At 39.7% G+C, this 13,502-nt stretch carries 11 protein-coding genes; 8 read left to right on the top strand and 3 right to left on the bottom strand.

Features of this window, described 5'->3' with window-relative positions; translation table 11 throughout:
- The first annotated feature begins 312 nt into the window (after window positions 1-312).
- From LQ203_RS05725 to LQ203_RS05705, 6 genes are all read left to right on the top strand, one after another.
- Window positions 313-1,593 carry an MFS transporter gene (locus LQ203_RS05725; protein ID WP_230156484.1) on the top strand — a complete coding sequence of 427 codons (1,281 nt, stop codon included), beginning with the start codon at window positions 313-315 and terminating at the stop codon, window positions 1,591-1,593.
- 506 nt (window positions 1,594-2,099) lie between these two features.
- Window positions 2,100-2,888, top strand: a complete 789-nt coding sequence (locus LQ203_RS05720) for an SDR family NAD(P)-dependent oxidoreductase (RefSeq protein WP_230156483.1) — start codon at window positions 2,100-2,102, stop codon at window positions 2,886-2,888.
- A gap of 341 nt (window positions 2,889-3,229) precedes the next feature.
- Window positions 3,230-3,358 carry a hypothetical protein gene (locus LQ203_RS27445; protein ID WP_290370530.1) on the top strand — a complete coding sequence of 43 codons (129 nt, stop codon included), beginning with the start codon at window positions 3,230-3,232 and terminating at the stop codon, window positions 3,356-3,358.
- Window positions 3,359-3,362: 4 nt separating this feature from the next.
- A complete protein-coding gene (locus LQ203_RS05715) occupies window positions 3,363-4,157 on the top strand; it encodes an alpha/beta hydrolase (RefSeq protein WP_230156481.1) in 795 nt (264 codons plus the stop codon).
- Window positions 4,158-4,254: 97 nt separating this feature from the next.
- Window positions 4,255-4,503, top strand: a complete 249-nt coding sequence (locus LQ203_RS05710) for a ferredoxin (protein WP_230156479.1) — start codon at window positions 4,255-4,257, stop codon at window positions 4,501-4,503.
- Between the two features lie 173 nt (window positions 4,504-4,676).
- Window positions 4,677-5,669, top strand: a complete 993-nt coding sequence (locus tag LQ203_RS05705; RefSeq protein WP_230156477.1) for an NAD(P)/FAD-dependent oxidoreductase — start codon at window positions 4,677-4,679, stop codon at window positions 5,667-5,669.
- A 369-nt stretch (window positions 5,670-6,038) separates the two neighbouring features.
- Here the strand turns inward: LQ203_RS05705 and iadA are convergent, their stop codons facing one another.
- Window positions 6,039-7,211: a beta-aspartyl-peptidase gene (iadA, locus tag LQ203_RS05700; protein ID WP_230156475.1), complete on the bottom strand. Its 1,173-nt coding sequence runs from the start codon at window positions 7,209-7,211 to the stop codon at window positions 6,039-6,041.
- A gap of 39 nt (window positions 7,212-7,250) precedes the next feature.
- Window positions 7,251-8,672, bottom strand: a complete 1,422-nt coding sequence (locus tag LQ203_RS05695; RefSeq protein WP_230156473.1) for a C4-dicarboxylate ABC transporter permease — start codon at window positions 8,670-8,672, stop codon at window positions 7,251-7,253.
- A 202-nt stretch (window positions 8,673-8,874) separates the two neighbouring features.
- Here LQ203_RS05695 and LQ203_RS05690 point away from each other — a divergent pair, with 202 nt between their 5' ends.
- Window positions 8,875-10,917 (top strand): sigma 54-interacting transcriptional regulator, encoded by a 2,043-nt coding sequence (locus LQ203_RS05690; protein WP_230156471.1) that lies wholly within the window; start codon window positions 8,875-8,877, stop codon window positions 10,915-10,917.
- Window positions 10,918-11,101: 184 nt separating this feature from the next.
- On the opposite strand, the gene LQ203_RS05685 is transcribed toward LQ203_RS05690, so the two are convergent.
- A complete protein-coding gene (locus LQ203_RS05685; RefSeq protein WP_230156470.1) occupies window positions 11,102-12,007 on the bottom strand; it encodes a LysR family transcriptional regulator in 906 nt (301 codons plus the stop codon).
- A 450-nt stretch (window positions 12,008-12,457) separates the two neighbouring features.
- Here LQ203_RS05685 and LQ203_RS05680 point away from each other — a divergent pair, with 450 nt between their 5' ends.
- Window positions 12,458-13,432, top strand: a complete 975-nt coding sequence (locus LQ203_RS05680; RefSeq protein ID WP_230156469.1) for a TAXI family TRAP transporter solute-binding subunit — start codon at window positions 12,458-12,460, stop codon at window positions 13,430-13,432.
- Window positions 13,433-13,502: the final 70 nt, after the last annotated feature.

The raw sequence follows: 13,502 nt of genomic DNA, 5'->3' as shown, positions 1-13,502 counted from the left end.
GTTTTATGTGATACAGGGAAAGTCAATGGTGAAGGTATTGTTTCGTGTTGTTTTCAACGAAACAATACTTTATTTTGTTTTGTATACAAAACTATTTTTTGTCTTGAAAAAAATAGTTTGAATATTATTGACTATTATGAAAATTCGATATAACATTAAATATCGGTAACATTGTTTTTTATATAAAACAATGGGTTGCTGCTATTTTTTTGAAAGGAGGAGTAGGTCAAGTTTAATAGTATGATAGACATTTTCTTTGTCGGAAATCATGAAAGCGCATTCAAAGGAGCCTATTTATAAGGGGGAAATAACATGTTACAAGGTCAAAAAAGATGGTTGTACATTGCAATTCCTATTTTTTTCTTCTGGTTTTTCGGGCAGATTGATAAAGTGGGTATCTCCGTTATCCAAACGGATCCGGGATTTTTAAGCGATCTTGGATTAACCGGCCCGGATAAAAATGAAAAAATTGGTTTGATCTCCTTTATATTCATGATTTCATACTCCTGTTCCAACATTTTTTGGGGCGTTATTATTGACAAGTTAGGCGCACGGAAAACAGCAGTTTTAGGTTTACTGGTATGGACAGCAACCATGGTGATGGGGGGGCTGTCCACTTCATACGAAATGTTTTTAATCAGCAGGGTCATCCTCGGAATTGGGGAAGGTATGATGATTCCGATATCTGGTAAATTTATTTCGAATTGGTTTAATAAACGAGAACTTGGCAGGGCACAGTCATTCTGGATTACGGGCAACTATCTTGGCCCGGCATTGGGTACCGTTATACTCATTCTGATTATTTCAACGTTTCATTGGCAGGCGGCATTCTTTGCCCTCGCTGCCTTTAACTTACTTATCAATATTCCAATGTTCCTGTTATTGACTCGTAACACGCCAGAAGAACATCCACGCGTCAGTAAAGAAGAAGTCTCCTATATTCGCCAAAAAGACGAGGCTAATGATGTGCAGTCGAAGCAATTCTTCGCTAAGGATTATCGTTATTGGATTGTCTGGTTTGGCAATTTGATGTCGTCCTTTCTTTTCTTTGGAATCAGTATTTGGCTGCCTACATATCTTGTTGAGGCTAAAGGCTTTGAAAGGGAAGCGATGACTGGGATTACTTCATTATCCTGGCTATTTGCACTTGGGTTTGTCCTGGCTGGGGGATTTTTGGCGGACAAAACGAAGCGCCCGAGTTTACTGGCGACGATTCTTTTCATACTGACAGCCGTATTTTTGACAATTGCTGTTATTGCACCAAGTCCTATTTTGGCTGGCGTTTCCATGGGGCTCGCTATGGGATCTCAGGGAGGAATGTTTCATCTAACCAATTTTTTCATCATTAAATTTTCAACACCTGAAACAGCGGGCCGTGCAGCCGGTTTAATGGGATTCACAAATATTATGGGTGGATTTTCAAGCTATATTATGGGGTGGAGCCGCGATTTGTCTGACGGTAATTTTGGTCCTTCCATTGCTATGCTGATTGTAGCAGCCGCTTTCGGGTTTGTCGCGTATTTGTTTATGATTAAACAAGAAGCTCTTGAATATCACCTAAGTAACACGACGGGAAATAAAGTAACTTTGTAATTGGGTAAATCTAGTGGACAGCAGCAGCCCACTTGGCAAATGAAGTAAAGCCTCTAGCGGTTCTAGCGGAATTGGTGTTCGATAAATCGATAAAAGGCTAAAAGTTTAATATAATGCGTTTTTTAGAAGTGGTTTCTCAGTAAGAATACGAGCTGGAATCTTACTGAGAAGCTACAATGAAGTCGTCAAGAGTCAAATCTTGTAGACCTTTTACGAGTACATAGGAGTAAGGATAACCACAGATTGATATATTTTGGAATCACGAGTTGCAAATCAAGTAGGGTATTTCAAAAGGTGGTTTCATTTTTTTACAGACTACTAAAATTGTTTATATTAAAACGTTGTTTTATATATGAAACTAATATCATGAATAAAGAGAAGATTAATGTCCCATAAGAAATTTGAAAAAAATATGTGCTCTCTATCAAGACCGTATACATGATTGAAACCTAGATCTTTGTATAACCGTTCACCAGGAATAAAAAATAATAGAAGGGGTGGAGACCATGGGAATGACCTTAAAAGATAAAGTCGTAATGATTACAGGGGGAGCTTCAGGAATAGGGGAAGCTGTCACACGCCGTTTTATACAAGAAGGAGCAAAAGTGAGCATTATCGGCCGCTCTAAAGACACATTAGCGAAAATGAAAGAAGAATTTGGTGGAAATATCCTTACTTATCAGGGAGATGTAAGCAAATACGAAGACAATGAACGAGCGGTCCAAGCTACGGTCGAACAATACGGAAAGTTAGATGTTTTCATTGCGAATGCCGGCGTGTTCGATGGATTTGCTAAATTTGCCGATGTGACTCCTGAGGCGCTTTCCGAAGCGTATGATTTCCTTCTCAATATTAACGTAAAAGGATCTTTTTTCGGAGCGAAAGCAGCTCTTGAAGAACTGCAAAAAACAAATGGCACAATAATTTTCACTGTGTCCGGTGCAAGTTTTTATCCAGATGGCGGCGGTGTTTGGTACACAGCGAGCAAACACGCCCAAATTGGATTGATGCGCCAGCTTGCGTTCGAGCTCTCGCCTTCTATCCGGGTAAATGCGGTAGCGCCTGGGGGTACATTGACAGCACTTTCGGTGATCCCGCCACTGCGTCCATTTGTGAAAATCGTCGATAATGATACGAAAGCAAGCAGCATAAAAAAACGAAATCCTCTTCAACTTGCCCAGATGCCGGAAGATCACGTTGCGGCGTATGTACTGTTAGCTTCTGACGAATCACGCGCGATTACAGGTGAAGTCATTTCCAGCGATGGTGGATTGTCAGTGCGAGGACTTGGCTAGGCTGGCACAGTTTTGGGAATACTGTATCTTGCTTTATTTGTAAGACCGGAAAGGAAATGGAATGTCTGCTACTTAAGTTTAGTGTCTTGTTACATAAAAAAATCCCTGTTATCAGTCCGCTATTTGTCGAGGTTTGATTAATCCTTATTTAGTTCGTGGTTCTTTGGAAACAAATCATAAGATGTTGCTGGAACGCTACTGATGTTGATGCTTTACGACAGTGTCAGGGAAACGTATCGATAAACAGATCAAGTTCCGGACATTGCAGGTAAGGAAGCACTTTCCATATCGAATCAAAACGAAAGCTATTTCCGTCAAGAGAAACTAAATGAGGTAAATCATTGGCTACTTTAAGAAAAGGTATTTCAAGTATAGGTGAATTAAGAGTTAGATATTTTCCTAAAAAATTACAGCAGTCTGGAAATCCATTGCTCAAGAAAGATATACCAATTACAAGTAAGGGGGACTGATATTATGCCATACGTAAAAGTAGAAGATTTAAGTATTCATTATGAAATAGAAGGTAATGGAGAACCATTAGTATTGTTACATGGTATGAGTAATAATTCACAGTCATGGAAGGAGCAAATCCAGGAATTAAAGGAGCATTATACAGTAATTGCATGGGATGCTCCTGGTTATGGAAAAAGTTCAGATCCAGCAGAGGAATTTAGAAATTTTAAAGAGTTTGCACGGATTCTGAACGGCATGCTAGATCAACTAAAGTTGGAAAAAATCCATCTGCTCGGCCATTCAATGGGAGCGGCAATTGCGATAGAGTACTGTAGCCTGTACCCAAATAAGATTAATAAACTTATATTAGCCGATTCGACAAGAGGGGCTGCTGCTCTAACCCCAGAAGAGAACGAGACGAAATTGAAAAATCGATTATTTTCGATAGAAAACCTTTCTACTGAGGAGATAGCGGAAATCAGGATAAAAGCCTTGCTATCTCCCCATGCTTCAGAAAAAGTCTATAAGCGAGTAAAAGAGATCATGACACAGATAAGACCGGCAGGATACCGTTCGGTAGCCTATTCTCTTTATCATCTAAATCAAATGAGATCGTTATTTCATATAGATGTTCCTGTTCTTGTAATTTGTGGTGAATTGGATACTGTAACGCCTATAAAGGAATCAGAAGCAATTCATGAAGAATTAATAAATTCCAGGCTAGTGATAATTCCAGATGGCGGTCATTTGTGTTACCAGGAAAATCCCAGAAAGTTTAATTCAAGCATCCTAGAATTTTTGAATGATATCGAGTAAGGAAATAAAGAATAGGAATTGCCTAAGGCTTCAAAACCTTATAAATGCCTTAGTAAAAAAACAGGGCTTATATTAGAGAGGGGAATGGATAGTAAAAATGGCAAACTATACGATCGTGGATAAAGAAACTTGTATTGCATGCGGAGCTTGTGGTGCTTCAGCTCCTGATATTTATGATTACGATGAAGAAGGTATTGCGTTTGTTATATTGGATAATAATGTTGGGGCAGAGATCATACCCGATGAACTCGAGGAAGATATGATAGATGCTTCAGAAGGATGTCCAACCGATTCTATTAAAGTAGCTCAAATATCCTTTGATGGTAATCCTAATAAATTTGAATAATATTTATAAATGTAATCAATGAGGACGTTTGTAACGGATTATAGATGAATATTAACTAAGGAAATTGACACCTCTAGTTTATTTTTTGTAGAAACTTTACAAGTCAATCTCTTACAATCAGCAAATCATTTTCAGTATGAGCAACCAACATAGAATGACAAGGAGTGATTACAATGACAGAAGAAAAGAAGGTCTATGACATAACAATAATTGGCGGGGGCCCAGTTGGGTTGTTTACGGCGTTTTATGGGGGAATGAGGCAAGCAAAGGTGAAAATCCTTGAAAGTCTTCCTCAATTGGGAGGACAGCTCTCGGCTCTTTATCCTGAAAAATTCATTTATGATATAGCTGGATTTCCAAAAGTAAGGGCTCAGGAATTGATAGAGAATTTAAAAGAACAAATGAAGGTATTCGAACCAACAATTTGTCTTGAAGAAGCAGTTGAACAGTTAGAAAAACAAGCAGACGGAACATTTAAGATCACAACAAACCTTGAAACGCATTTCTCAAAATCAGTAATCATTACTGCTGGAAATGGAGCTTTTCAGCCTCGTAAACTAGAATTAGAAGATTCAACACAGTTCGAAAATAAGAATTTACATTATTTTGTGAATGATATGAGCCGCTTTAAAGGAAGGAAAGTGGCGATTCTAGGCGGTGGAGATTCTGCTGTTGATTGGGCCCTTATGTTAGAACCGATTGCTGAAAAAGTAACATTGATACACAGAAGAGATAAGTTCCGTGCTCATGAACATAGTGTCGAAAAATTAGTGAATTCCTCTGTTGAGGTCAAAACACCTTATATTCCTGCAGAACTGGTAGGAGCAGATCAGATTACTCAAATTGTTTTAGAACACACTAAGACTCAACAAAAAGAAGTGGTGGACGTAGATGATTTAATTATTAATTACGGCTTTGTCTCTTCTCTTGGTGCGATTAAAGAATGGGGTCTAAACATCAATAAAAATGCAATTATCGTTAACTCCAAACAAGAAACAAATATTTCAGGCATTTACGCAGCCGGGGATATTTGTACGTATGATGGAAAGGTTAAATTAATTGCTTCCGGATTTGGTGAAGGCCCAACGGCAGTCAATAATGCTAAAGCTTATATTGATCCTAAAGCGAAAGTCCAGCCGATGCATAGTACTTCCTTATTTAGTTGACCTATAGCTTGTAACGAGGCTCTGCGAGACCCGTAAGTAAAAAGTGACGGATAGGGCGTCTCAATAAACTGATTTAAATGTAATGAGAGGCAATTGGATATTGTTCAAATAATGATGACTGAAAAAGCATTTATTGGATTCAATACGCAGAAATTTTTGTATAGCAAAAAGTCGAATTCCTTCACAGCTAGGAATTCGACTTTTTAGATTGTTTTAAGGAAGGCGCCTGTAACATATATCCAATAATACGGACCATGTAAGGATAGAACAAGATTTTTTAGAAGAAAGGTAAATACCAGGCGATGCCCATTGGGATCCAAACAATGCGAGACATGACAATTTTGCGATAACGTGTACCTTGTCTGTTATTCATTCAAATGTTCCTTTTATCAAAGTAACCCCCTTTTCTACCATAACTTGTCCTCTTGCCATTACAGTGTCAATTGTCAATGTTTCCTTTTGTAACAATACGATATCGGCATCCTTCCCGGATTGGATGCTGCCCTTGCTTGAAAGCTTCAGCACTTGTGCGGGATTTGTGGTGATGACCTTCAGTGCGGTTTCCAGAGGGATGCCTTCCTCTAAAACAGCATCACGCACTTCTTGATATAGCGATGATACTTTTCCTACTTGAAGGCCGGCATACTCCCCATGGGAGTTAAAAAAGGGAAGGCTTGCTTGCCCGTCTGAAGAGAAGGTGATGTGACCGACTGGAACCCCTTCTTCAAGCATCATGCGCAAGGCCATGCTGCACTTCACTTCCCCTTCCTCTAAAAACTGAGGAATGGTACTTGTAGTAAAGTCAACGTATCCGCCTTTCTTAGCGTAATCAATTCCCGCCCTGAATAATCCTTCATTTCGGTTGATATGTGTCGGATGGAGCTGCCGAATCGGAATGTTGGTTTTATCAGCAATTTCATGTAACAATGAGAGCTCTCCATCACCGTCCCCTACATGCACTTCTATAATACCGGCCTTTCCTGACAGGATACCGCCGTTGCGAGCCGCTGCGGCGATTTTAGTTAATTCTCCAAATGTGGGTTCTGATGATCTATGGTCTGAGATGGCAATCTCCCCGACACCGATTATTTTGTCGATTAAAATAATGTCGTCTTCGATTTTACCTGTCAATGTTTTAACTGGCACTTGATAGGAGCCAGTATGAATGAAACAGGAAATACCCTCTTCTTCAAGCGCACGCGCCTTGGCGAGAAGACTCTCCATTCTACGCGTAGTTCCGTCCGTGCCAAGTAAGCCGACCAGTGTTGTAATTCCTGAAGTTGTAATATCAGTGAGCTGTAGCTCGGGGGTGCGGGTTTTGAATCCGCCCTCGCCGCCCCCGCCGATTATATGAACATGTGAATCGATAAAACCTGGAACAACCAAAAGATTAGTCGCATCAATGATTTGAATAGGAGCAAAGTTGTCAGGAATTTCGATTCTGTCATCTATGAATGCGATTTTATCATTTGTAATCAATATGTCTTTCCGTCCTAAGTAATTGGGTGAGTATATCTCGCCATTTTTGATTAAAGTAAGCAATGCGTTTCTCCTCCTGTGTATAATTAGTAATCTATAAAATCAGAATGGACCATATCCGATAAAGTGAGCTGTGATGACAGCTATCAATCCGATGAGATATTGAATGAGCACCAGCGGGAGAATCCACTTCGCCCACTTTGTCCACGGAATGCCTGCGATTGCCAAGCCCGCCATCAAGGTGGTAGCGGTCGGGAAAATCATATTTCCGATTCCGTCCGCAAAAGAGAAGGACAACACTGCGGTTTGGCGTGTAATTTCCAATATGTCTGCAAGCGGCACCATAATTGGCATGGTCAGCATCGCATGACCGGTGCCGGACGCTAGAATGAAATGAATAAGAGTTTGGAAACTGTACATGCCGGCAACGCTTAAATAGGCCGGAATATGCTGGATAGATTCAGATACTTGATGAAGCATAGGATCGACGATATGTCCCTCATTCAATACGACTAGAATGGCGCGTGATACGCCGATTATCAAAGCACCGCCGAGCAAGGCTGCGGAGCCATTGATAAAGGAGTTGACGATGTGATCTGCTGATAATTTTCCGATGATTCCAATTACGATCGTCAATACGATGAATAAGGCAGCGATTTCTGTCATGTACCACTGAAACTTGATAACTCCAAACGCCAAGACGATATAGTTAATTAAAAAAGCGCCTAAGATGAACTTATGTCCCTTTGTTAACTTCGCACTTGATTGCAGCAGTTTTTTTGATTCTTCTTTTGTATATTTTCCGTAGATTCCTTGAGAAGGATTTTTCTTTACCTTCATTGCGTAACGATAGATATAAAGAACGGAAACCAGGTAGACGATAACAAATAAAATAAGGCGGAAGCCTATACCTGAGAACATCGGCAATTCTGCGATTCCTTGGGCAAGCCCAACTGTGAATGGATTCATGACGGCAGTTGTAAACCCTGACATTACTCCTACTATGACAATGGCGGTTCCTGTAATAGTGTCGAATCCCAGAGCCAATGCCAGTGGAATGATAAGAGGAAGATAAGCAAGTGTTTCTTCCGCCATCCCCATTAAGGAGCCGCCTACAGCGAAAAACAGCATCACGACAGGAATCAATAACTTTTCACGCTTCGCCAACTTCCGAGCCATTGTGGCGATCAGTACATCGACCGTACCTGTTGCTCTTAAAACACCGAAAAACCCTCCGATGATCAATAAGAAAAAGATAATATTTCCGGCTTCTACCATGCCTGTGTGAATAGCTTTCATCATATCGAAAAATCCGACCGGTGCGGATTCTATCCATTTGAAAGAATTGGCGTCAACAGTAGTCCGTCCGTCCGCTTCAATCCGTACATATTCCCCTGCAGGCAAAATGTAAGTGAATAGAGTTGCTATTGCAAGAATGCAGAGCAGCAATACAAACACATTGATTTTTCTCTCTTTTTTTCCTGATGTTCCAAGCGAAACAACCTTCTCTTCTATTTGGCTCATAAGTGTCTCTCCTTTGTCTTTAAAATACATGCATAGAATTAAAACGCTTTTCCTCCTTTATACAGGTAACAAGCAAAATCCATGCCAATATGTAAAGATTGATTTTTATGAAATCTTTATGGTTGGATTGGAGTTTAAGGTCTTTATTGGTTCTTTTTGGTGATATAATAGAACCAATTTGAAGGGAGAGGTAGGTGTTTTTATGTCAAAATCCTCACTTACACTTATTGCGGGAAGCTCAAAAACAAAGCAAGCCTTGCAGGAACAGCTGGAACAATTGCTTGGAGACTATGTTCATGTCACAAGCTATGCTGCTGATGAAGGAATACCACTTTCTCTGGAAGATAGAATGATCTTATATTCATCAGATGCCGCTTATGAGAATAAAAAGGGTATGTATAGCGTACATGCCGAGAAAATAATTGTGGGAAAGAGAACAGTTAATCATGAATACATTGACAAACTTTTAAGAATACCTGATGGTACAGCAGTTCTGCTGGTAAATGATGATGATGATGCCACTATAAGTCTTATTGAATCCTTATATCAGCTTGGTATCGATCATGTTAAATTTATCCCTTTTCGGAAGGGGATATTGTTTTATGAGGATGTCCAAATTGCCGTTTCACCAGGGGAAACTCATCTTTGCCCCTCCTACATAAAAGAAGTTATCGATATAGGCGTGCGTCTTTTTGATATAACAACAATTCTGGAAGTTGTAGAATGCTGCGGTTTGAACAAGGATATATCCTCTAAGATTTCAGAAAGGTATATTAGCAATATCATTGAATTACAACGTAAGCTTTTGTATGCAGAGCGGGTTGCCTTGCAGATGAGCGAACACATCCAAAATGTGTTGGGGACTGTCGATGACGGAATATTGGTCGTTAACGAGAAAGGGCTGATAACGGTATTCAATAACCAGCTTGCGGCGCTGTTCCATGTTGAAGCCCAAGATGTGGTTAATAAGTATCTAGAGCATGTAATGAATCGCCGGGATATTACCGATTTCATCATGGAAAGTGATGAGGAAAGTAAGTTCTTCGACATAGACGGCGTGGATGTGGTGATTTTTAGGTTGCAAATGATGAAAGAAAATACAATCGTGGCAACCTTCAAAAGTGTACATCAAGCCTTTGAAATAGAAAAGACAGCACAAAGAGAAATGCGAAATAAAGGCTTTTATACGAAATACTGCTTTGATGATATTATCGGTGAGGATGAAGTAATGAAAGAGCGTAAGCAGATTGCCAAGAAGCTTGCTTTGTCGGAGCATCCAATTTTGATCCAGGGTGAGACAGGAACAGGAAAAGAGCTGTTTGCTCATGCTATTCATGAGCATTCTTTGCGAAAGAACGGGCCGTTTCTGGCTGTCAACTGTAGCGCTTTAACAGAAACTTTACTTGAAAGTGAATTGTTTGGCTACGAAGAAGGGGCATTTACAGGAGCGCAAAGGGGAGGCAAGAAAGGGCTGTTTGAAATGGCGGATAACGGGACTATCTTTTTGGATGAAATTGGTGACATAAGTCTCACAGTTCAATCCCATCTGCTTCGAGTTCTGCAGGAGGGGGAAATCCGCAGAATTGGCGGCAAAAGAATCATTCCCATTAATGTTAGGGTGATTACCGCTACGAATAAAAATCTTCATGATAAGATGCGGGACGGTTCATTCAGAACAGACTTGTTTTACCGTCTGAATGTACTCAATCTTTACATACCGTCACTCAAAGAGAGAAGAGCGGATATTCCACTTTTGATAAAGCATCTCATCACAAAAAGCGGGAAGTGGGTAAAAGTAGAGCAAGACGTTCTGGAGTATTTCATGCAATATGAATGGCCCGGCAATATACGGGAACTTAAAAGCACAATGGATTACATGCTGACGGTTTGTGAGGGAAATGTCGTGACGAAAAGTGACCTTCCGTTCATGCACGGGCTTGTGGAAGTAAGTGTGACGGCGGATTATCCCGTCTGTGAAAGTATGCTCGAAATGCAGGAGCGCGCTTTCATCTTGGAAGTAATCAAGCAATGCAATGAAAAAGGGAAAGCGGCAAGCAGAGAACTGATTTCAAGTCAAAGTCAAGAAACGGCCTTTGTCTTGTCCCCTCAGCAGATCCGTCGCCGCTTGGATATTTTAGAAAGCGAAGGATTTGTCGTCAAAGGCAGAGGAAGGGCCGGCACTAAGATAACCGCTGCTGGAATAGAGTATTTATATTTTCTTAAGTCAAAGCATGCTATGCATTGATATAATTAGTCACTACCAATATGGGGAGTTTGCTAATATAAGGTTTTTATAAGTTATGGAAGGGGTCCCGCCCCATCGCCAATAAGAAGTTTAAGAGGTGAAATTATCCAATATTAAATGCCCCATTTCTCAGTGTCTTAAAAGAGAAATGGGGCTTTTTTAACACTGATTAGTATAGTTCTTTTTACTTGAAATCATGATCATTCTCTAACGTTTTCAAAATATGCTTAGTCAGCATTGATGCATCTGTGTTTTTCCATACTGCCGATATGGAACTGGATAATTCCGAGTTATCGATGTTCAAGGCTTTAACTTTGCTTTTTCCCAACAAACTCACCATATCTTCTGGCATGAGTGCTACACCTAAGTTATTGGATATTAGATTGGCGATCGTCAGTAATTCAGAGCCTTTACATAATTCTTTAGGTGAAAATCCAGCAGTCAGACATGCCTTTTCCAAAAGGAATTGAAGGGAGTGTGCTTGAACGGCATCATAATGGATAAAAGGTTCGTCTTTTGCTTCGTATAAATGTATAGCATCCTTTTGGGCTAGTGGATGATCAATGGAAACGACTAATTGTAAAGGGAATCTCATGAATTCAATCATGCTTAATCCTTCATTGGCGATGATGTTACTGTGAATGGGCGTTCGGATGAAACCGATGTGATAATTTTGTTGGTTTACGAGTTTTACGGCCCTTGAGGATGTTGTTTCATGAACGTAAAATTCTGTTTCCGGGTATTCCCCCACAACCTTTTTTAATAGCTTCGGGATAAATATGCTAGCTGCAGAGGGGACGGTAGCAATATTCAGTTTAGGCTTGGGAATGGTTTTATTTTCAACTATGTAATTCACTGTTTTCTCAATATCTTCAAAGGAAGGAGCTAGTTTTTTATAGATGTACTCTCCTTCTTCTGTCAATGTAATTTTTCTTGTCGTTCGATTCAATAATTTAAAGCCTAATTGTTTTTCGAGGGATAAAATCTGTTGGCTAAGTCCGGGCTGGGATATATGCAGGGTTTTGGAAGCCTCACTGAAACTAAGATGGTTGGAAACCTCTATGAAATAGCGGAGGGATAGGAAATTCATACAATCACCCACTTCAGTTGGATTTGAAAAACACTGCAAAAATGGCTGGTAAAAGAAAGGGTGGACTTCTAATATTCCCTCTCAAACAAACGCTGGAAATAACGATTAAAGGCTAGAAATATGCTAGGAAGGTCATTTTATAATATAGACTTATAAGTTTATAACAATAATATATTTCTAAAATGGAAGAGTCAATATTATCCTTAAAGAAAGGAAAAATAGGTAATAAAAGGTAATATATTACTATAAGAAAGCGGATTTCCCTTGTTTTTAATAGGTGTTTTTGCACATTTATGCTTGTTATTTCGATTTCTATAAAAGTTTTTAATCAAATACTAGTTCTTTTAGTTTAAGTGTCTAATTTTGTAAAAAAAGGGAAAGTGAGGTGGTCGGTAGAATAATAACATTATCATCTTTTGCAGATGATGAAAACACATGAGGGGGAGTTTTATGAAAAAATTTCATAAGTGCTTTTTATTGGTCATGATTTTGACGGTATTCGGTATTATCACGGCCTGCGGAGACAGTAAAACAGGTGTCTCGGGCAGCGGAAACCAAAATTTGAGTTTGTTGACTGGTGGAACGGGAGGTACATACTATCCACTCGGTGGACAAATTGGAAAAATCATTTCCGATAAAACAAAAGCGAACATAACACCTCAGACATCTGGTGCCTCCGCCGAAAACATGGAAACGATAAGGGCGGGAGAGGCTGAAATTGCCTTTTCGCAAACGGATATCGCCGCATATGCACTTGAAGGAACAGAAATGTTCGACGGGAAACCCATTGACAATATAATGGCCATCAGTTCTTTATATCCTGAAACTGTTCAAATTGTAACGACAGCAAAAAGTGGAATTAAATCAATCGAGGATTTAAAGGGTAAAAAGGTATCAGTAGGTGCACCGGGTTCTGGTGCATACATCAATGCCATGCAAATCCTGGAGATTCATGGTTTGTCTGAGAAAGATATCAAAGGACAAAATCTTTCTTTCGATGAGTCGGCCGAAGGAATCCAAGCAGGAAATATTGACGCAGCTTTCATTACTGCCGGAACACCAACTGGTGCAGTTGAAGCGCTGTCCGTACAAAATGATATCATTATCCTGCCTATTGCAGAGGAAAAGATCCAAGCATTGGTTAAAAAGTATCCATACTATGCTGAAGATACCATTCCAAGTGGTACGTACAAAATCAAATCCGAGGTAAAAACAGTTGCTGTTAAAGCGATGTTAGTGGTTACAAAGGATCTTGATGAAGATTTAGTTTATGAAATGACTAAAGCTATTTATGATAACACAGATCAAATCACACATGCAAAAGGCAAGTTCATTACAGCAGAAACTGCACTTGAAGGATTAGGGGAAATGGAAGTTCATCCTGGAGCAGCAAAATACTTTAAAGAAAAAGGTGTTTCCAAGTAATGCAATTTGGTCGGTAGCTCGCTTTATGTGGCCTATCGGCTTCGTTTTTTTCTTAATGTGATTCTAGTTT

It is taken from the genome of Peribacillus sp. Bi96 (genome assembly GCF_918698115.1).
Taxonomy (GTDB): domain Bacteria; phylum Bacillota; class Bacilli; order Bacillales; family DSM-1321; genus Peribacillus.
Note: the sequence above shows the minus strand (reverse complement) of the source record. Positions and strands in the feature narration are given on the sequence as shown.